This is a genomic window from Pelomonas margarita, from assembly GCF_043555875.1.
Taxonomy (GTDB): domain Bacteria; phylum Pseudomonadota; class Gammaproteobacteria; order Burkholderiales; family Burkholderiaceae_C; genus Pelomonas; species Pelomonas margarita.
Genome location: NZ_JBIGHW010000004.1, coordinates 304,894 through 324,478, shown reverse-complemented (window position 1 = coordinate 324,478; position 19,585 = coordinate 304,894). Strand labels below are relative to the sequence as shown.

Here is a 19,585-nt window from a genome sequence, read left to right as displayed (position 1 = left end):
CCATGCGACTGATCCTTCTGGGCGCACCCGGCGCCGGCAAAGGCACCCAAGCTGCCTTCATCTGCAAGCAATTCGGCATTCCGCAGATTTCGACTGGCGACATGCTGAGAGCTGCCGTCAAGGCCGGCACCGCGCTGGGCCAGCAGGCTGAGTCGGTGATGAAGGCAGGCGGGCTGGTCAGCGACGACCTGATCATTGCGCTGGTCAAGGAGCGCATTGCGCAGGCGGATTGCGCCGGCGGCTTCCTCTTCGACGGCTTCCCCCGCACCATCCCCCAGGCGGACGCCATGAAGGCGGCCGGCGTCAAGCTGGACTTCGTGCTGGAAATCGACGTGCCCTTCGACGCCATCATCGAGCGCATGAGCGGCCGCCGCTCGCACCCGGCCTCGGGCCGCACCTACCACGTCAAGTTCAACCCGCCCAAGGTGGAAGGCAAGGACGACGAAACCGGCGAAGACCTGGTGCAACGCCCCGACGACGAGGAAGCCACCGTCAAGAAGCGCCTGGACGTGTACTCCGCGCAGACGCGCCCGCTGGTCGACTACTACTCGCAGTGGGCCGCCACTGGCGACGCCGATGCGCCCAGGTACCGCCGCATCGAAGGCCTCGGCTCGGTGGATGACATCACCAAGCGCGCCCTCGCCGCGCTGAGCTGAGGAGGCAGGGGCTTCAGCGCCCCACCCGCCCAACAAGCCGCAGCGCTCTGGCCCTGCGGCTTTTTTGTCGTCGACAATTGACGTTCACGTCAATCAAACCCAGGAGATCCTCATCATGGAAATCGCAGGCAAGGTGTTCATCGTCACCGGCGGCGCCTCGGGCCTCGGCGAAGGCACGGCCCGCATGCTGGCCGCCCACGGCGCGCAGGTCGTCATCGCAGACCTGCAGGTCGAGCGCGGCGAGCAGCTCGCCGCCGAGCTCGGCGGCCGCTTCGTCAGGTGCGACGTCAGCCAGGAGGCCGACGGCCAGGCCGCCGTTGCGGCCGCCGTCGAGATCGGCAAGCTGATGGGCCTGGTCAACTGCGCCGGCATCGCCCCGGCGGTCAAGACCGTCGGCAAGGACGGCGCCCACCCGCTGGCCAGCTTCACGAAGACCATCAGCGTCAACCTGATCGGCACGTTCAACATGATCCGCCTGGCCGCGGAAGCCATGGCCAAGAACGAGCCCGAAGCCACTGGCGAGCGCGGCGTGCTGATCTCCACCGCCTCGGTGGCCGCCTACGACGGGCAGATCGGCCAGGCGGCCTATGCCGCCTCCAAGGGCGGCGTGGTGGGCATGACGCTGCCCATCGCCCGCGACCTCGCACGCAGCGGCATCCGCAACATGACGATCGCGCCGGGCATCTTCGGCACGCCCATGCTGTTCGGCATGCCGCAGGAGGTGCAAGACGCGCTGGCGGCCAGCGTGCCCTTTCCCAGCCGCCTCGGCCGCCCGGACGACTACGCCAAGCTGGTGCACCAGATCATCACCAACGACATGCTCAACGGCGAGGTCATCCGCCTGGACGGCGCCATTCGCATGGCGCCGAAGTAAGCCCTTCACGCTTTGGGCCAGCTGCAGGAATCGGTGACGCCAGCTGAAGGCAGTGCTGGGTGCCACCGCCAGGGTGTAGGCCGCCTGATGCACGCTCAATCCTTGACGCAGCACTTCGGCTTGGCGCTCCCATTTCCCCTTGTGCCGAAGCCGAGCCAGCGGCGTCTGGATCAGCGAGCTGAAGCTCCTGGCGCAGTCGCGGCACTTGTAGCGCGGCAACCCGCTGGCGTGTCCGTTGCGAACCACGAGCTCACCTTGGCAGTGAGGGCAGGCCTGCGGGCGCGATTGAACCGTCTGCACGACCTGCTCAGCCTCATCGACATCGCTCAGGATCCGTATCAATTCCCGCCTCTGCGTCGGCTTCGGCTTCCGCTTCTACGCCTGGGCCAGCATCCTCTTGAGTTCTCCGCCGCGCATCTGTGGCTCCTGATGCCCCGACCGTCGGGGCCATGCCAGCCCATGTCTTCTTGCGATGGCTCCCCAAAAGAACCATCACGAAGCAATGCGCCAAGAGCCCGGTCATTTCAGGGCTGCGCGGTGTAGCGCGTGTGCAGGCGCCGGCCCTGCGTGTCCATGGCCTGCAGCCACAGCTCGGTGGTGACCGTGACGGCCGGCATGAACGGCGTGACGAGCGTGACGCTGGTCTTGGGCGGCAGCGGCACGGTCGTGTCCAGCACCGTGGGGGCACTGCCGTCGGTGGGGCGGAAGACACGCTTGATCTCGATGAGCCGCAGGTCCGGGTTGGCAGCCGCCCAGGTGCGCCAGTCGAGTTGCAGCGTGCTGCCCTGCAGGTCGGTCGCGCGCAGCAGTGCACTGCTGTTGACGGTGTCCAGCGCCGGGAAGCGCGCGGCGGCCGGCTCGCCGGGCACGTCCGCGTTCAGGTAAATGCTGCGGTCTTCCAGCGCCGTGGTGACGAGGAACTTGGCGCCGCGCGTGCTGTCCACGCCACCCACCCAACCGATGGCCGCGCGCTGGATTGCGATGTCGGCCACGCCGCCGGTGGGCACGACGCTGGCCGTGCCGGCGGCGGAAGACATGCACAGCAGGCTGCGGCCGCAGTCGCGGAAGGACAGGCTGAAGCCGCCGGTGAGCTGCACGGTGGCGCTGCTGATGAGCACGCTGGCGTCGGCTGCCAAAGCCTGGATTTCCACCTGCAGGCCGATGCCGGCGTTGGGACTTTGCGTGCTGTCGGCGCTGCCGTCGGCCTTCTTGGCCGCAAAGCCCAGTGGATGCACAGCCACCGCCAGCTTCTTGCCGTTGCCCGCCAGGTTCCACTTGTTCGTGGTCGTGGCGTTCTTGTTGTAGCTGACGGCGTCGCTGAACACATCGACGATGGCCCCGGTCGAGTCGCTGACCGCCGCGGCCACTAGCACCTTGCTGCAGTCGCCGGTCGTCGCCGCCCCCTCCGCGCAGCCCAGCAGCTGGAAGCGGCCGAGCTGGCGGTTGGCGGCCGAGTAGCTGGCCAGCAGCGTGGCCAGGCCGGCAGCGGTGCGGCTGTTGTGGCGGTCGTAGCTGGTAGCCAACAGCGTATCGGCCTGGATGGCTGCGCTGTCCTTGCCCTGCACGATGAGCTTGTTCAGCGCCGCGCCCAGGTCGTCCAAGCCCGACAGGTTGGGCAGCAGCTTGGACGCGCTGGTGGCGGCCTTCAGCGTGGATGTGATGGCGTTGGCCGGCGTGGCACCGGTGGCCTTGAGCAGTTCCGTCTGCGCCGTGGGCAGCGCCACAACCACCTCGGCCGCCGTGCTGGCGAGGAACTTGTTGCCGATCTGCAGTTGCGGTACGTTGGCGCTGGAGCGCGCAAAGTCCACGCGCACGCTCTCGATGAGCAGGTCGTGCGTTCCCTTGTTGGCCGCGAAGCTGGCATCGGCGAGCGGATCCAGCGCCGCCGCGTCGGTAATCTTCAGATCGGTCAGTTGGGTCTTGACCAGTGTCTTTAGGAAGTCCTTGGCGGCCGTCGTGGCGCTGGCCATCTGCGTGAGCTGGCTGGTGCTGGTGGCGGCGGCGGCGAACACCGGCGCCGGCTCGGTACCTAGCGCCAGCGCGACGACGGCGTCGCTGAGCGGCGTGACATGGCCCACCATGGTGGCGGCGATGACGGGCACGGTGGAGTGCAGAACCTGCATGCGACCGGCGGCGTCCATGCCGCGCGCCTGGATGAACAGCGGCGCCGCCGGGCTGGTGGCCGACAGCGTCACGCTGTAGCTGCCGTCCGCCGCGTGGGTGGTGGCCGAGCCGACGAGCTTGCCCTGGCCATCGACGACGCTGACCTGCGCATTCACCAGTGGCGCGCCGGTGGCCGCAACGCCGCGCAGCGTCGGCGGCGTCGTAGCCGCCGGGGTCGAGCCGGCCTCATCCTTGCCACCGCCTCCGCCACACGCGGTGAGCATCACGAGCAGGGGAACAACGAGGGCGGTGGGACGGTACGGCATGGCGCGGTCTGGAACTGGGCTCCAGCCAGTTTGCCGCGCCGCAGGCGGCCGCAGTGCGCGGTTAAGCGCCGGGTTTCAGCGCTTGATCTGCACCCAGGCCAGCTCGACGAAGTTGTCGGCGCGGTGCACCGCCGTCACAGCAGCCTGCATGGCCCAGGGGATGACCTGGCGGTGCAGCGGGATCACGTTGACCTGCTCGCGCCATTGCGCCAACGCGCCGCGGATCAGCTGCTCGCGCTTCTTCGCATCGGTCTCGACGCTGCTCTGCGCGGCCAGCGCGTCGGCGCGGTCGTTGCGGAAGCCCCCGTAGTTGTAGTCGCCCACACCCTTGGCGCCGCGGTTGCGCAGCACGGGGGTCAGCATGACCTCGGCATCGGTGATGCTGCCGCCCCAGCCGTACAAGAACAGGCTGCTGTCCAGCTTCTCCAGCTTGGGAAAGTACAGCGCGCGCGGCATGGCGTTGACCTTCACACGAACCTTGAGCTGCGCCCACATGGCGGCCAGCGCGGCACAGATCTCCTCGTCGTTGATGTAGCGGTTGTTGGGACAGTCCAGCGTGACCTCGAAGCCGTCCGCATAGCCGGCATCGGCCATCAGCTTGCGGGCGCCCGCAACGTCCAGCGGCAGGCGAGACTGCAGCGCCGGGTCGTCGAAGGACGCGTTGGCCGACGGCGTCAGTGCGCCGGTGGGCTCGGACAGGCCGGCCATCAGCTTGAGCTTGAGCGCCTGCACGTCGATGGCCTGGTAGAGCGCACGCCGCACGCGGACATCCTTGAACGGATTGCGGTCGCCGGGTGCGCGGCCGTAGAGCAGCTTGTCGCGCGCCTGGTCCATGCCGATGAAGACCAGCCGGTTCTCGGGTCCGTCGATGATCTTCACGCCGGGCGTGCTGCGCAGCCGCGTGATGTCGCGCGGCGCCGGGTCGTTGACCAGATCGACCTCTCCCGACACCAGGGCTGCCAGCCGCGTGGCGTCGCTGGCGATCGGGGTGTAGACCACCTCCTGCACATTGCCGTCAGCGCGCCCCCACCAGGCCGGGTTGCGCCGCAGCACGGTCTTCACGCCTGGCTGGCGCGTGACCAGCTGGAAGGGCCCCGTGCCATTGGCGTTGACGGAGGCGTGGCTCTCCTCGCGCCCCTTGAAGTCCAGCGGCAGCACCACGCGGTGCGCCTCGCACCACTTGCGGCTCATGATGGGCAGCTGCTCGAGGTGCTGCAGGAAGATGGGGTTGAAGGCCGCAAGCTGGAAATCCACCGTCAGGTCGTCCACGCGCTTTGCTGTGCCGACCGCATGGGCATAAACGGCGATCTGCGACGTGGGCGCCCGGGCGCGCTGCAGCGAGAACACGACGTCGTCGGCCGTGAGCGGCGTGCCGTCGTGGAACTTCACGCCCGGCCTCAGCTTGAAGCGCCAGCTCAGCGGACCGGTCTGGGCCCAGGACGTGGCAAGCCCTGGCACCAGCGCCAGCCGCGCGTCGCGGTGGATGAGGCGCTCGTAGATCTGGGAGTTGACGTTGTTCGTCAGCGTCTCGTTCTGCGAGTGCGGGTCCATCGTCTGCGGGTCACCCTGGCCCGCCCAGCGCAAGGTCTGCGCCGACGCCACCAGAGACCAGCCCAGCAGGGCCGCCGCCATCCATCGTTTCATCTTCCCACCCCAAGAACTGCAAGGCCTGGCAGTTTAGGAGCGACCCAAATCACCTTTTTAGATTTGGATTCCAGAGTTCTTCCAGATGATTGAAGCCCCAGTTCTCCGGCGGCTCGCGCCCGGCGATGCGGTCGGTAGTGCCCTGCGCCGAGAGATCCAGCACCTGCACCGGGATGGGCATGTTGGACTTGGTGGAATAGAACACCTTCACGCGCGGCGCGACCAGTGACTCGGGGTTCTGGTCCACCACCACCGCCAGCCGTCCGGACTGCAGCCGCACCAGCGTGCCGGTGGGGTAGATGCCGATGCTCTTCACGAAGGCCTGGAACACCACCGGATCAAATTGGCCCTTCCATTGCGCCATGCGCTGCAGCGAGCCTGCCGGATCCCAGGCCTTCTTGTAGGGCCGCGTCGAGGTGATGGCGTCATAGACGTCGCAGACCGCCCCCATGCGTGCCAGCAGGCTGATCTGCTCGCCGGCCAGCTTGTGCGGATAGCCGGTGCCGTCCACCTTCTCGTGGTGATGCAGGCAGACATCCAGCGCCACGGCGGGCACCTGGGTACCTTCGCTGAGCATCTCCCAGCCCCGCTCCGGGTGGCTGCGCATCACATTGAACTCCGCGTCGGTCAGGGAGCCGGGCTTGTTCAGGACATCCAGGGGCATCTGCATCTTGCCCACATCGTGCAACAGGCCTGCCAGGCCCGCCTCGCGCACCTCGGCGTCGTTCAGGCCCATGTGGCGGCCCAGGGCCACCATGAGCCCGCACACGGCCACGGAGTGCATGTAGGTGTAGTCGTCCTTGTCCTTCAGCCGGGCCAGGCTGACGAAGGCGGACGGGTTGCGCGCCAGCGACGAGGCCACCTCGTCGACGATGGGCAGGCAGACCTCGCTGTCTATCGCCTTGCCCAGCCGGGCCTCGTTGAAGAGCGCCATGACGGCGGCCTTGGACCGGTTCAGCACCTGGCCGGCTCGGTCCAGCTCCGACTCCATGCTGACCCGTGTGGACGATCGCGCAGCGGCAGCCGGCGCCGGCGCTGAGGCTGGGGCTGGCACCGCCGGTGACTGCGCTGTCGTGACGGGACTGGCGACGGCTGACGCGACATCTGCCCCCTTGCTGACGTCGATCCACACCGCCGGCACACCACTGGACTTCAGGGCGGCCAGGTCAGCGGAATCGGTCAGCACGAACTTGGTTTTCCAGAAGGGGTGGGACAACCACGCCCCTTCCATGGCCTGCAGATACATGCCGAGCCTGGCCTCGGTGGTCGGGATTTTCTTCAGCATGACGGCGTCATTTCCATCCGGGCGAGTATCGGTTCACGGTCAGCAGCCACGGTGTGCAACCCTGCACGGTTTGCCCGATGAAAGGGGCTCGCTGCGCGTTGTCTGCTGACGCAGCGATGACATGGGGTGAGCGCCGGAAACCGGGCCGGCCTGCCACTGCGCGCCGCTGGCCCGACCCGGCCTAGTTTTCGCAGACGCTCGCCATCGGAATCACGAGCCAATGCGCAAAGACCCACGAAAAAAAGCCGCCTCGACCGAGGCGGCTCTTCGACCGGCGCAGCGGTGTGCGCCTCAGCGCATCTTGCCCTGCGGCACGGTGGCCAGCTCGCCCGGCAGGCTGGCGATGTAGCCGGCAATGGCCTTCAGTTCGGCATTGCTGAACTGCTTGGCCTGGCCCGCCATGACGCCATTGCTGCGGCCCACGTTGGCGTTCTTCTCGGTCTTGTAGGACTTCAGCGCCACCGTCAGATAGTCGGCGTGCTGGCCGGCGATCTTGGGATAGGCCGGGTCGATGGGCTTGCTGAAGTTCGCACCATGGCAGGAGATGCAGGCGCCTTTGGTCAGCAGTTCGGCCACGTTGGCCGGCGCGGCGGGCACGTTCTCGGGCACGGCGGGCTTCTTGGCTTGCTGCTCATAGAAAGCCGCCACGTCCAGCATGTCCTGCTCGCTCATGGACCCGGCGATGCCGCGCATGGTGGGGTGCTTGCGCTCGCCCTTGGCATACGCCTGCAGCGAGGCCACGATGTACTTCGCGTTCTGGCCCGCGATCATGGGCACCTTGTGGATTTCAGGGAAGCTGGCCTGGTAACCCGGGATGCCATGGCAGCCGATGCACATCGCGACCTTCTTTTCACCGGCCTTCACGTCCTGAGCCTGCACGGCGGCGGCGCCGAACAGGGCGGCCAGGGTGATCGAGATCTGCAGCAGTTTTTTCATGTCTCGTGGGGTCTGGGTTCTTAGGCGGCCGCGATTATAGGAGGGCTCCTATACTGATTCGGCCCCCTTCCTGCCCCGGTTTTCCCCATGAAATTCCAAGGTTCCGACCAATACGTGGCCACCGCCGACCTGATGCTGGCGGTCAACGCAGCCGCTACGCTGCAGCGCCCGTTGCTTATCAAGGGCGAGCCCGGCACGGGCAAGACCATGCTGGCCGAGGAGGTAGCCGCCGCCTTGGGCATGCCGCTGCTGCAGTGGCACATCAAAAGCACCACCAAGGCCCAGCAGGGCCTGTACGAGTACGACGCCGTCAGCCGGCTGCGGGACAGCCAGCTCGCCGGCATCGAGGGCAGCGAGCGCGTGCGCCAGATCGAGAACTACATCGTCAAGGGCGTGCTATGGCAGGCCTTCGAGGCGGATCAGCCCGTGGTGCTGCTCATCGACGAGATCGACAAGGCCGACATTGAATTCCCGAACGACTTGCTGCGCGAGATCGACCGCATGGAGTTCTACGTCTACGAGACGCGCCAACTCGTGAAGGCCAGGCACCGCCCGCTGGTGTTCATCACGTCCAACAACGAGAAGGAGCTGCCTGACGCCTTCCTGCGCCGCTGCTTCTTCCACTACATCAAGTTCCCGGACGCCGAGACGATGGCCAAGATCGTCGACGTGCACTTCCCCACGCTGAAGAAGGACCTGCTGGCCGCCGCGCTGAAGAACTTCTACGACGTGCGCAACCTGCCGGGCCTCAAGAAGAAACCCAGCACCTCCGAGCTCATCGACTGGCTCAAGCTGCTGGTGGCCGAGGACGTGCCCGTACAGGCGCTGCAGGCCCAGGACGAGAAGGTCAGCATCCCGCCGCTGGTCGGGGCATTGCTCAAGAACGAGCAAGACCTGACCCTGTTCGAAAAACTCGTGTTCATGCAACGCAACAACCGCTGAGATGGCCCAAGACTTCAACCGCGCGATGCGCGAGGCGCTGGCGGATGCCGTCGGCTTTGTGGGCGGCGCGCTGGCCGGCTGGGGCCTGGGCCGGCAGTTCGGCATCGACTTCGTCGCCAGCACCGACTGGAACGCGCAGCAGATGCTGGGCCTGCTGCTGATCGTGGCCGGCTGCGGCGTGGGCCGCTGGGCCGCGCGGCGCGTGATGCTGCGAGACCCGTCTTGAAGCCCGTCCTGCCGGTCGAGCTGGCGGCCGGGCCGGTCCGGCTGGTGCCGCTGACCTTGGCGCACGCACCTGGCTTGCAGGCGGCTGCCGCCGACGGCGAGCTCTGGAACCTGCGCTTCACCAGCGTGCCGGCGCCGGACGAGACCCACGCCTACATCGACACCGCCCTGGCCGGCCAGGCCGCCGGGCACCGTCTGCCCTTCGCGGTGCTGGATGCCCGCAGCGGCGAGGTACTGGGCTCCACCAGCTATCACGACATCGTGCCGGCCGTCGAGCGGCTGGAAATCGGCTACACCTGGTATGCCCGGCGCGTGCAACGCAGCGCGGTCAACACCACGGCCAAGCTGCTGCTGCTGACGCACGCCTTCGAGACGCTGGGCGCACAACTCGTCGGCTGGCGCACCGACAACTTCAACCACGCCTCGCAGCGCGCCATCGAGCGCCTGGGCGCGCGGCGTGACGGCGTGATCCGCCACCACGCGCTGCGCCGCGACGGCACGGTGCGCGACACCGTGATGTACAGCCTGACCGCCGGCGAATGGCCCGAGGTCCGGGCCCATCTGCAATGGCAACTCACCCGCCCCCGACCATGACCCGCAACGCCGCCCCCGTCTTCGACGTCGATGCCCTCTGGGCGCTGGACCGCCTCGGCGCCCCCAGCCTCAGCCCCGATGGCGCACAGGCCGTGGCCGCCGTCACGCGCCACGACATGCAGGCCAACCGCGCGCAGGCCAGCCTGTGGCTGTTCTCCACGCTGGGCGGCGAGCCGCGCCGGCTGACAGAGGCAGGCGACAAGGACGGCCAGCCGCTGTGGAGCCCGCGCGGCGACCTGATCGCCTTCACCGCCAAGCGCGAGCAGAGCGGAGTGAAGGACGACGAAGCCCAGCTTTACGTCATCCCGCCCGACGGCGGCGAGGCGCGCCGCGTGGGCCAGGTGGCTACTGGCGTGGGTGCCTTCCGCTGGTTTCCGGACGGCCGGCGCATCGCCTTCGTGTCCTGGGTGTGGCCCGACCGCAAGGCCGCCGCGCAGGCGGACGCGCTGCGCGAGTTCAAGGCCCGCAAGGAGACGGCCTACGTCACCGACGAAACGCTCTACCGCTTCTGGGACCATCACATCCCGCAGGGCCGCGTGCCGCACCTGCATGTGATGGACGTGGCCACCGGCAAGGTCCGCGACCTGTTCGAGGGCAGCGCCTGGGAGCTGGAGCGGGCCGAGCCCGAGGCCACCTGTTTCGACATCTCGCCCGACGGCCGGCGCATCGCCTTCGCCTTCGACCCCGGCACCGAGAAGCGGCTGGACAGCCGTCAAGCGCTCGCCGAGATCGACGTGAAGACACGCGCCGTGCAAACGCTGCTGCAGGACGCCGACTGGGACTTCGGCGCGCCGCGCTACAGCCAGTCCGGCGCCCACCTCGCCTTCCTGGCCAGCCACCAGGCGCTGGGCCACAACCAGCCCGCCCGCCTGGCCGTGCTGGACCAGCGCGGCCACTGGGCCGTGTTCAGCGAGGACTGGGACCACGAGGTCAGTGCGCCGCTGCAGTGGACCGAGGACGACCAGGCCGTGCTGTTCACGGCCGAAGAGCGCGGGCGCCGCCACCTGTGGCGCTTCGCGCTGGGCGACCGCCGGGCCGAGCGCGTGTTCGAAGGCGGCCACGTCGGCGCCTTCGCGCAGGCCGGTGGCCTCACGGTGATCAACCATGACGGCATGCAGCACCCGCCGCGGCTCTCCGTGATGGACGACGACGGCGGCGCACAACGCATCGAGCGCCTGAACGATGAGCGGCTGGCCGCACACCGCTTCGGCCGCCACGAGGAAGTCAGCCTCACCGGCGCGCGCGGCGACGCCGTGCAGATGTGGCTGACCTACCCGCCCGGCTTCGACGCCAAGAAGAAGTGGCCCGTCATGCACGTCATCCATGGCGGCCCGCACACCGCCTTCGGTGACAGCTGGCATTGGCGCTGGAACCATCAGGCCTTCGCCGCCCAGGGGTACGTGGTGGCCAGCGTCAATTACCACGGCTCCTCCAGCTTCGGCCATGAGTTCCTGGACAGCATCACCGGGCACTGGGGCGAGTACGAACTGCAGGACGTGGAAGCCGGCACCGACTGGTTGGTGCGCCAGCGCTGGGTCGACAAGAAACGCATCGTCGCCACCGGCGGCAGCTACGGCGGCTACATGGTGGCGTGGATGAACGGCCATGTGGCGCCCGGCCGCTACCAGGCCTACATCTGCCATGCCGGCTGCTACGACTGGCAGGCCATGTACGCGGACGACGCCTACGCCTGGCACCGCAAGGAGCTGGGCGCCGCCTACTGGGACGACCCGGCCCGCGTGGCCGCGCAGAGCCCGCATGCGTTTGCCGCCCACTTCAAGACGCCCACCCTCGTCATCCACGGCGCTCTGGACTACCGTGTGCCCGACGCCCAGGGCCTGGCCTACTACAACACGCTGAAGTCGCTGGGCGTGCCGGCGCGGCTGGTGTGGTTCCCGGACGAGAACCACTGGATCCTGAAGCCGCGCAACAGCCGGCTCTGGTACGGCGAATTCTTCGCGTGGCTCGCGAAGCACACCGGCCAGACGCGAAGCTGACCCCCCCAGGTTGCGGGTGACGGCCGGCCGGCGCGCGCGAGCATGCGCCGACACAATCAGCGGATTCCGCCCTGCTGCAATCACAACGAGACACGCCAATGAAGATCCGTCACACCCTGGCTGCCACCCTCGCCGCCGCGCTGGTCGGCGCTGCCCCCGCCGCACAGGCCCTGGACATCGTTTTTGATTACAGCCTGGACTCCACCGGCTTCTTCACCGCCGCCAAGCGCGAGACGCTGAACCAGGTGGCGTCCATCTTCGAGAACAACCTCACCAACTCGCTGGCAGCGCTGACCGACGTGTCATTCAGCACCGGCCTGATGGCCGGGTATGCCGGCACGGCGCTATCGGTGACCGACCGGGACATTGCGGCCAACACACTGGTGATCTACGTCGGCGCCGTGGACTTGAGCTCGAGCACCATCGGCCTGGCCTATGTCGGCACGGCCGTCCCGAACCGCACCAACACCAGCGACAACGGCTTCTTCTCGGGCTGGGGCGGCCAGATGCTGTTCGACACCACGACTTCCAGCGGTGCTGCGCGCAACTGGTACTTCGACAACGACATCCGCAGCGCCGAGACCGTCTCGGGCACGCTGGACTTCGCCACCGTCGCCATGCACGAGATGGGCCATGTGTTCGGCCTGCTGCACGACGGCACCGTCCAGGGCGACAACATGTTCCCCACCACCAACGGCACGCGCAACCTGTTCAGCGTCAACGACTGGCTGGACATGCGCACCGAGGGCTGGGCCGTCGCCTCGACCACGCCCGACCTGAACCAGGTCGTCGTCGTCAGCACGCCCGTGCCGGAACCCTCCGCCTACGCGCTGATGTTGGCCGGCCTGGCCGCCGTCGGCCTGCGCGCGCGCCGCCGCAACACCCGCTGACAACGGCGCATGGCCCGACTCCGCATAATCGGCGGGCCATGCTGATCCAGTTCTTCTACACGCTGCGCGCCGCCAAGCTCAAGGTCACCGTTCCGGAGTACCTGACGCTGCTGGAGGCGCTGCGCGCTGGCGTGATCGCGTCGCCCGAGGACGGCGGCGTGGCACGCATCGACGACTTCTACCACCTGGCCCGCGCCAGCCTCGTCAAGGACGAGACCCAGTACGACAAGTTCGACCGCGCCTTCGCCGCCTACTTCAAGGGCGTGGAGATGCTGACCGACTTCACGGCCGAGGTGCCGCTGGACTGGCTGAAGAAGAACCTCGAACTCAACCTGACGCCCGAACAGAAGGCCGCCATCGAGAAGATGGGCTGGGACGAGCTGATGGAGACGCTCAAGAAGCGCTTCGAGGAGCAAAAGGAGCGCCACGAGGGCGGCAACCGCTGGATAGGCACCGGCGGCACCAGCCCCTTCGGCAACGGCGGCTACAACCCGCAGGGCGTGCGCATCGGCGGCGCAGGCGGCAACAAGAGTGCCGTCAAGGTCTGGGAGCAGCGCGCCTACCGCGACTACGACGATTCGCTGGAGCTGGGCACCCGCAACATCAAGGTCGCGCTGCGGCGGCTGCGCCGCTTCGCACGCGAGGGGTCGGACCTGGAGCTGGACCTGGACGGCACCATCCACGGCACGGCCGCCAACGCCGGCATGCTGGACATCCGCATGCAGCCCGAGCGCCACAACAAGGTCAAGGTGCTGCTGCTGATGGACGTGGGCGGCACGATGGACGAGCACGTGCACCGCGTGGAAGAACTCTTCAGCGCCGCCAAGAGCGAGTTCAAGCACCTGGAGTTCTATTACTTCCACAACTGCGTCTACGACTTCGTCTGGAAGAACAACCGGCGCCGCTTCGCCGAGAAGCTCGACACCTTCGAGCTGATCCGCAAGTACAACCGCGACTACAAGCTCATCTTCGTCGGCGACGCGACGATGAGCCCCTACGAGATCCTGCAGGCCGGCGGCAGCGTCGAATACAACAACGACGAGCCGGGCGCCGAGTGGCTGCAGCGGCTCACGCACGCGTTCCCCAAGTACGCATGGATCAACCCCGAGCCGCAAGGCGTCTGGCAGTACCGGCAGAGCATCGCGCTGATTCAGCAGCTGATGCAGCAGCGCATGTTCCCGCTCAGCCTCTCCGGCCTTGAAGGCGCGATGCGATTGCTCAGCAAATGACGCGACTGTTCGTCGGCCTGCTGCTCGTGGCGGTACTGAGCGGCTGTGCGACGGCCCCGGCGCCCGGCGCTGCGCCCCCCGCCCCGACCGCTGCCCCGACCGCTGCCGAGGCGCCGGCCGTCTACAGCCTGGACATCGAGGTCGATGGCGACTACCGCGACGACCGTCTGCGCAAGCTGCTGCAGCAGCACCTGGACCTCGCCCGCTACCGCGCCAGTGAAGCCGCACTCAGCCGTGGCGAGCTGGCTCGGCTGGCCACGGCCGCGCCTGCCCAAGCCCAGACCCTGCTGGAGACTGAGGGCCACTTCAACGCCAGCGTCTCGGTCAGCCGCGCCGCGGACGACGCCTCGCGGCTGCGGCTGCTGGTCAAGCCCGGTCCGGTGACGCGGGTGGTCCGGGTTGAGCTGCTGTTCACTGAGGCGCTGGGCCATGATGACGCGCAGGCCCTGCGCGACGCGCTGCGCAGCGCCTGGCCGCTGGGCGAGGGCGTGCCGTTCACGCAGTCGCCCTGGGCGTCGGCCAAGAGCGACCTGCTGCTACGCGCCCGCCAGGGCGGCTACCCCCTGGCGCGCTGGGCCGAGACCGCCGCGCAAGTGGACCCCGACACCCACACCGCCGAGCTGCGCTTGGTGATGGCCAGCGGCCACCGCGCCCGGCTGGGCGAGCTGCGCATCGAAGGCCTGCAGCGCCAGGCTCGCCAGACCGTCGAGCGCCTGACCGGCTTCGAGCGAGGCACACCCTACACCGAGCAGGCGCTGGCCGACTTCCAGGAGCGCCTAGTCAAGACCCAGCTGTTCGACGCCGTGCGCGTGCAGCTGCAGTCCGAGGTTGTGGACGCCGACGGCAGCAGCCCCGTGCGCGTCACGCTGACCGAGTCCGCGCTGCAGCAGGCCACCGTCGCCGTCGGCTACCACGCCAACGACGGCCAGAGCCTCAGCATCGAGCACCTGCACCGCCGGCCCTTCGGCCAGTCGGTACGCGCGCGCTCCAAGCTGCAGCTCAGCCGTGACGTGCATGGCGTGGAGCTGGAGCTCAGCTCGCACCCGCAGCCCGACCTGAAGCGCAACCTGATGTCGCTGCAGTTCGAGCAGGACCGCAGCAGCGACACCATCGCGCAGAACCTCGGCATGCGGCTGGGCCGGCTGTACGAGGCGCCGCAGGACGAGCGGCTGACCTATGTCGAGCTGCTGCGCGCCCGCGAGACCACGGGCAGCCAGGTCAACACCAACCTCGCGCTGTCGCTGAACCAGCAGTGGGTGCGCCGCCGCCTGGACAGCACACTGCTGCCCACCGACGGCCACCAGGGCCTGCTGCTGCTCGGTGCCGGCCATGTGCGCGGCGGTGGCAGCGACGACAGCGGTCCCTTCGGCCGGCTGCAATTCAAGCTGGGCTACTACCGCCCGCTGGGCGGCTGGTTCGGCACGGCGCGCGCCGAGCTGGCCCAGGTCATTGCCCGCGAGCAGGTCGGCGTGCCCGAGAAGCTGCGCTTCCTGGCCGGCGGCGACGAGTCCGTGCGCGGCTACGCCTACCGCAGCCTGGGCCCGGTCGAGAATGGCTTGACCGTCGGCGGCCGCGTGCTGGCCACCGCCAGCCTGGAGCTGGCCCGCCCCTTCACCGCCAGCCTGCCCAGCGTGCTGGGCGCCGTGTTCGTGGACGCCGGCAATGCCGCTTCGCGCTGGGGCGACTACCGCCCTGTCGTCGGTATCGGCGCCGGCGTGCGCTGGCGCAGCCCGGTCGGGCCGCTGCGCATCGACGCCGCGCGCGCGCAGGAAACCGGCAAGTGGCGCCTGCACTTCAGCGTGGGGATCACGCTATGAATTCAGCCGCTGCGACTTTGTCGAACAACGTGGGGATCACGCGATGAGCCGGCCCCTGCGCGTCGCGCTGATCGCGCTCGCCGTCACGCTGGCCACGGTGACGGCTGCGCTCGGCTGGCTGCTGCTGCGCCCGGCCGGCAGCGCCTGGCTGCTCGCCCGTCTGCCAGGCGTGCAGGTGGAGGCGCCCGAGGGCACGCTGCTGGGTGACTTCCGCGCCCGCCGCCTGCTGCTGAGCTGGGCCGGCGGCACGGCAGACCTGCGTGGCCTGCGCTGGGCCGGTCTGGGCCTGCGCGACGGCCGCCTGGCCGCGCGCGAACTGGTGGTGAACGAGCTCACGCTGCGCACCCAACCCGGCGGCGGCCCGCTGACGGCGCCGGCCGAGCTGTCACTGCCGCTGGGCCTGCGCCTGCCGCGCCTGGCCATCGCCCGCCTCAGCTGGGCGGCCGACCAGCCGCCCCTGCTCGGCATCGCAGCCGACCTGGACCTGCCACGCCACGGCACCCACGACCTGCGGCTGAACAGCGCCAGCTGGCAGCAGGTGCAGTTCACGGGCCGGCTGCAGCTGACCAGCGCCCAGCCGCTGCAAACGCAGCTGCAACTGTCCGCGCAACAGCGCGAGGGCAGCGCCCTGCCCTGGCAGGCCGTGGCGAGCGCCCGCGGGCCGCTGGCGCACCTGACTCTGCAGGCCGAGGTGACGGCTGCCGGCCAGACGCTGCAGGCCAGCGGCGAGCTGCGCCCGTTCGCGCCCTGGCCCGTCAGCGCAATGCAACTGCAGGCCCGCCAGTTCGACCTCGCCGCGCTGGCCACGCTCGCCCCCGGCCTGCCGCGCACCGCCCTCACCGGCCAGGCCCGCCTGCACGCCCCGGCCCGCGATGCCGAAGCCACGCTGCAAGCCGACCTCAGCAACACCGCCCCCGGCCGCTGGGACCAGGGCGCCCTGCCCGTGCGCCGCCTGCAGCTGGCGCTGGCCGGTCGGCCGGACCAACCCACCAGCCTGCGCCTGACCACGCTGGACGCCGTGCTGGAAGGCGGCGCCCGCGTGCAGGGCCATGGCCGCCGCGAGGCCGACGGCCGCTGGCAGCTGGACGCCCGCGTGCAGGCGCTGCGCCCCGAATTGCTGGACGCCCGCGCCGCACCGGCCCGGCTGGACGGGCCGCTCGCACTGTCCGGCGGCGGCATGGCGCCACTGCAGGCGCGGCTGGACCTCGCCGGCACGTTGGCCCAGCGCCCGCTGCGTCTGCAGGCCCGCGTGCAGGGGCAGCTGCGCGACGGCAGCAGCCGCTGGGACGTCGACGAGCTGCGACTGTCCAGCGGCGCCAGCCTGCTGAGCGCCAGCGGCAGCCTGCAGGCCCCGCAGACCGGCCAGCCCACGGCCCGCCTGCAGGCCCAGCTACGTCAGTTCGACCCACGCCTGCTGTGGCGCGGCGCGCCCGACTCGGCCTGGGCCCGCCTGCCAGGCAGCACCCAGCTCAATGCAGACCTCGCGCTGGACCTCAGCGGCCACCGCGCCGACAACGCCACCGGACGCGCCGAGGCCACGCTGCTGCCAAGCCAGCTCGCCGGCCTGGCGCTGGACGGCCGTCTGCAGCTCACCCGCACTCGTGCGACAGACGCTGCCACCTTCGAGCTGAGCTCCCGGCTGGGCAGCAATCGCATCCAGGCCTCAGGCCAGGCGCGGCTGGACGCCGTCACCGCGCTGCTGCAGCTCAACGCGCCCAAGCTGGCCGAGCTGAACCCGCTGCTGGCGCTGGCCGGCCAGGGGCCCGTCACCGGCCAGGCCGATGGCGAGGGCGAGCTGCAATTGAAGCGCGGGCCTGCACCCGCCAAGACCGCCGCCACGTGGCAGGTCGGCGGCAGCGGCCAAGCGACGCTCAAGCGCCTCAGCGCCCAGGGGCTGGTGCTGGACAACGCCCAGGCCCGCTGGGCCCTGCTCGCACCGGGCACGGCGGGTGACGCACCACTGTCGCTGCAGCTGGAGGCCGGCGGACTGCGCCACCCGCAAGCGCGACTGCGGACGCTGAAGCTCACGCTGCAGGGCCGGCGAAGCGCACACGAGCTCCAACTGCAGATCGCTGGCCAGTTGCCGCGCGCCGAGCAAGACATCCCGCTGGACGCCACGCTGCAGGCCCAGGGCGGCTGGGACGGCCAAGCCTGGGCCGGCCGCCTGGCCCGGCTGGACATCGCACCACTGCGCCCTGGCCTGCCAGCCACGCTGGCGGCGGCCGGCATCGGCCTGCGCGCCGCGCTGACTGACAGCGGCTGGAACCTCAGCGCCGAGCCCGGCCGCGCCGAGGTAGGCGGCGCCTTCGTCCGCTGGCAGCACCTCGGCTGGCGCGGCGGCGAGCGCCCCGAGGCCCGCGTCGAGTTGCAGCTGGAAGACCTGGCCGCCGCGCCGCTGCTGGCGCGCTGGCAGCCCGACTTCGGCTGGGGCGGCGACCTGCGCATCACCGGCCACGCCTCGCTGCTGCTGACCGACACGCTCAGCGCCGACGTGCTGCTGCAGCGCCAGGGCGGCGACCTGCGCGTGACCGACGAGTTCGGCACCCGGGCGCTGGGCCTAAGCGACCTGCGCCTGGCGCTGAACGTGCGCGACGGCGTGTGGATGCTGGCCCAGGGCCTGGCCGGCCAGGAGCTTGGCGGCCTGGGCGGCGCACTGACGCTGCGCCCCACCGGCCGCTGGCCCGACGCCGACACGCCCGTGCATGGCGTGCTGCAGGCCAATGTGTCGGACATGGCTACCTGGGGCCGCTGGGTGCCGCCTGGCTGGCGCGTGGCCGGCCGCGCCGCAGCGACGGTACAGATCGCCGGCCGGCTCGGCGCGCCCGAGCTGCACGGCCGGGCCGAGGGCGACGGCATCGCGCTGCGCCACCTGCTGTATGGCGTGGACGTCACCGAGGGCCGCTTCACGCTGGACCTGCGCGGCCGGCACGCCGAGCTCACGCAGCTGCAGGCCCGCGCCGGCGACGGCTGGCTGCGCGCCACCGGCCGCGCCGAGTTGGGCGCCCAGCCCACGGCCCGCATCGAACTGGTGGCTGACAAGCTGCGCGTGCTGTCGCGCGTGGACCGCCGCGTCGTGGCCAGCGGCAACGCCACGCTGGCGCTGGACGAGCAAACGCTGCAACTGAACGGCAGCCTGCGCGCCGATGAAGGCCTGTTCGACTTCAGCCGTGCCGACGCGCCCACGCTGGCCGACGACGTCGTCGTGCGCCGCGGCGCCCACGAAGCGCGGGAGGCGCAGACGGCCGAGGCGGCCACGCCCACCCTGCGCCGCGGCTCGCGCATCGCGCTGGCGCTGGACTTTGGTCGCGACTTCAAGGTCAGCGGCCGCGGCCTGACGACCACGCTACGGGGCCAGCTGCAGCTCACGCAGAAGGACGACAGCCCGCTGCGCATGACCGGCAAGCTGGCGGCCGACGGCGGCCAGTACGCGGCCTACGGCCAGAAGCTGGAGATCGAGCGCGGCGACATCAGCTTCACCGGCGCACCCGACAACCCGGCGCTGGACCTGCTGGCCGTGCGCCCCAACCTCGACGTGCGCGTGGGCGTGCAAGTGGGCGGCACAGCGCAGGCCCCACGCATCGGCCTGTATTCAGAGCCCGAAATGAGCGACACCGACAAGCTCTCCTGGCTGCTGCTGGGCCGCGCGCCCGATGGCCTGGGCCGGACCGACACCGCGCTGCTGCAGCGCGCCGCGATGGCCCTGCTCAGCGGCGAGGGCGAAGGCGCCACCGGCCGCGCGCTGCGCCAGCTGGGGCTGGACGAGCTGTCGCTGGCACAGAGCGACGACGACACCCGCGCCACCATCGTGCGCCTGGGCAAGCAAATCTCGCGGCGCTGGTACGTGGGCTACGAGCGCAGCCTCAACGCGACGACGGGATCATGGCAGCTCATCTACCGCATCGCCCAGCGCTTCACGCTGCGCGCACAGAGCGGCGACGACACGGCGCTGGACCTGATCTGGCAATGGCGCTGGAACTGAGAGGGTGAGAGCTCTTCATTCATGCCCGCCTTGCACGCCCCAACACCCCGGCCTGTCGTTGCGAATGCTCGGCATAGCCCGAGCTATG

Annotated in this window: 14 protein-coding genes and 1 pseudogene; 10 read left to right on the top strand and 5 right to left on the bottom strand. The window is 69.7% G+C overall.

The genetic code is table 11. The features are described 5' to 3' along the window. The first annotated feature begins 2 nt into the window (after nucleotides 1–2). Entirely contained in the window at nucleotides 3–656 is a 654-nt protein-coding gene (gene adk / locus ACG0Z3_RS10010) for an adenylate kinase (protein WP_394397308.1), read from the top strand. 115 nt (nucleotides 657–771) lie between these two features. Continuing rightward, nucleotides 772–1,530 (top strand): 3-hydroxyacyl-CoA dehydrogenase, encoded by a 759-nt coding sequence (locus tag ACG0Z3_RS10005; RefSeq protein WP_394397306.1) that lies wholly within the window; start codon nucleotides 772–774, stop codon nucleotides 1,528–1,530. Between the two features lie 186 nt (nucleotides 1,531–1,716). On the opposite strand, the pseudogene ACG0Z3_RS23410 reads toward ACG0Z3_RS10005, so the two are convergent. From ACG0Z3_RS23410 to ACG0Z3_RS09985, 5 genes and pseudogenes are all read right to left on the bottom strand, one after another. Next, nucleotides 1,717–1,830: pseudogene (locus tag ACG0Z3_RS23410) on the bottom strand (transposase-like zinc-binding domain-containing protein); the annotation flags it as partial. Nucleotides 1,831–2,054: 224 nt separating this feature from the next. After that, a complete protein-coding gene (locus tag ACG0Z3_RS10000) occupies nucleotides 2,055–3,959 on the bottom strand; it encodes a hypothetical protein (RefSeq protein WP_394397305.1) in 1,905 nt (634 codons plus the stop codon). A gap of 75 nt (nucleotides 3,960–4,034) precedes the next feature. Continuing rightward, entirely contained in the window at nucleotides 4,035–5,603 is a 1,569-nt protein-coding gene (locus ACG0Z3_RS09995; RefSeq protein WP_394397304.1) for an ABC transporter substrate-binding protein, read from the bottom strand. A 49-nt stretch (nucleotides 5,604–5,652) separates the two neighbouring features. Continuing rightward, nucleotides 5,653–6,888 (bottom strand): cyclic di-GMP phosphodiesterase, encoded by a 1,236-nt coding sequence (locus ACG0Z3_RS09990; RefSeq protein ID WP_394397302.1) that lies wholly within the window; start codon nucleotides 6,886–6,888, stop codon nucleotides 5,653–5,655. Nucleotides 6,889–7,179: 291 nt separating this feature from the next. Continuing rightward, nucleotides 7,180–7,824: a c-type cytochrome gene (locus tag ACG0Z3_RS09985; RefSeq protein WP_394397300.1), complete on the bottom strand. Its 645-nt coding sequence runs from the start codon at nucleotides 7,822–7,824 to the stop codon at nucleotides 7,180–7,182. 87 nt (nucleotides 7,825–7,911) lie between these two features. Between ACG0Z3_RS09985 and ACG0Z3_RS09980 the strand changes: the two genes are divergently transcribed. The 8 genes from ACG0Z3_RS09980 to ACG0Z3_RS09945 all read left to right on the top strand — a co-directional run bounded on the left by ACG0Z3_RS09980 (nucleotide 7,912) and on the right by ACG0Z3_RS09945 (nucleotide 19,497). Further along, nucleotides 7,912–8,766 (top strand): AAA family ATPase, encoded by an 855-nt coding sequence (locus ACG0Z3_RS09980; protein WP_394397298.1) that lies wholly within the window; start codon nucleotides 7,912–7,914, stop codon nucleotides 8,764–8,766. A 1-nt stretch (nucleotide 8,767) separates the two neighbouring features. After that, a complete protein-coding gene (locus ACG0Z3_RS09975) occupies nucleotides 8,768–8,992 on the top strand; it encodes a hypothetical protein (protein WP_394397296.1) in 225 nt (74 codons plus the stop codon). After that, the gene (locus tag ACG0Z3_RS09970; protein ID WP_394397294.1) at nucleotides 8,989–9,585 is read left to right on the top strand and encodes a GNAT family N-acetyltransferase; all 597 of its coding nucleotides are present in this window, start codon (nucleotides 8,989–8,991) and stop codon (nucleotides 9,583–9,585) included. Before ACG0Z3_RS09975 ends, ACG0Z3_RS09970 begins: the two co-directional genes overlap by 4 nt. Next, nucleotides 9,582–11,582 carry a S9 family peptidase gene (locus ACG0Z3_RS09965; protein ID WP_394397293.1) on the top strand — a complete coding sequence of 667 codons (2,001 nt, stop codon included), beginning with the start codon at nucleotides 9,582–9,584 and terminating at the stop codon, nucleotides 11,580–11,582. Before ACG0Z3_RS09970 ends, ACG0Z3_RS09965 begins: the two co-directional genes overlap by 4 nt. 98 nt (nucleotides 11,583–11,680) lie before the next feature. Next, complete coding sequence (locus tag ACG0Z3_RS09960; protein ID WP_394397290.1) at nucleotides 11,681–12,472, top strand: PEP-CTERM sorting domain-containing protein; 792 nt, start codon at nucleotides 11,681–11,683, stop codon at nucleotides 12,470–12,472. Between the two features lie 38 nt (nucleotides 12,473–12,510). Continuing rightward, nucleotides 12,511–13,701: a vWA domain-containing protein gene (locus ACG0Z3_RS09955; RefSeq protein ID WP_394397288.1), complete on the top strand. Its 1,191-nt coding sequence runs from the start codon at nucleotides 12,511–12,513 to the stop codon at nucleotides 13,699–13,701. Further along, entirely contained in the window at nucleotides 13,698–15,518 is a 1,821-nt protein-coding gene (locus ACG0Z3_RS09950; protein ID WP_394397286.1) for an autotransporter assembly complex protein TamA, read from the top strand. Before ACG0Z3_RS09955 ends, ACG0Z3_RS09950 begins: the two co-directional genes overlap by 4 nt. A 43-nt stretch (nucleotides 15,519–15,561) precedes the next feature. Next, nucleotides 15,562–19,497, top strand: coding sequence for a translocation/assembly module TamB domain-containing protein (locus tag ACG0Z3_RS09945; RefSeq protein WP_394397284.1), 3,936 nt, complete (start codon nucleotides 15,562–15,564; stop codon nucleotides 19,495–19,497). Nucleotides 19,498–19,585 lie beyond the last annotated feature (88 nt).

Bases quoted from the DNA above. Each gene is read 5' to 3' on its own strand.
- ACG0Z3_RS09945 (WP_394397284.1), top strand. From the start codon at position 15,562: ATGAGCCGGCCCCTGCGCGTCGCGCTGATCGCGCTCGCCGTCACGCTG.
- ACG0Z3_RS10005 (WP_394397306.1), top strand. From the start codon at position 772: ATGGAAATCGCAGGCAAGGTGTTCATCGTCACCGGCGGCGCCTCGGGC.
- ACG0Z3_RS10000 (WP_394397305.1), bottom strand. From the start codon at position 3,959: ATGCCGTACCGTCCCACCGCCCTCGTTGTTCCCCTGCTCGTGATGCTC.
- ACG0Z3_RS09955 (WP_394397288.1), top strand. From the start codon at position 12,511: ATGCTGATCCAGTTCTTCTACACGCTGCGCGCCGCCAAGCTCAAGGTC.
- ACG0Z3_RS09965 (WP_394397293.1), top strand. From the start codon at position 9,582: ATGACCCGCAACGCCGCCCCCGTCTTCGACGTCGATGCCCTCTGGGCG.
- ACG0Z3_RS09990 (WP_394397302.1), bottom strand. From the start codon at position 6,888: ATGCTGAAGAAAATCCCGACCACCGAGGCCAGGCTCGGCATGTATCTG.
- ACG0Z3_RS09960 (WP_394397290.1), top strand. From the start codon at position 11,681: ATGAAGATCCGTCACACCCTGGCTGCCACCCTCGCCGCCGCGCTGGTC.
- ACG0Z3_RS09995 (WP_394397304.1), bottom strand. From the start codon at position 5,603: ATGAAACGATGGATGGCGGCGGCCCTGCTGGGCTGGTCTCTGGTGGCG.
- ACG0Z3_RS09980 (WP_394397298.1), top strand. From the start codon at position 7,912: ATGAAATTCCAAGGTTCCGACCAATACGTGGCCACCGCCGACCTGATG.
- ACG0Z3_RS09950 (WP_394397286.1), top strand. From the start codon at position 13,698: ATGACGCGACTGTTCGTCGGCCTGCTGCTCGTGGCGGTACTGAGCGGC.
- ACG0Z3_RS09975 (WP_394397296.1), top strand. From the start codon at position 8,768: ATGGCCCAAGACTTCAACCGCGCGATGCGCGAGGCGCTGGCGGATGCC.
- ACG0Z3_RS09985 (WP_394397300.1), bottom strand. From the start codon at position 7,824: ATGAAAAAACTGCTGCAGATCTCGATCACCCTGGCCGCCCTGTTCGGC.
- adk (WP_394397308.1), top strand. From the start codon at position 3: ATGCGACTGATCCTTCTGGGCGCACCCGGCGCCGGCAAAGGCACCCAA.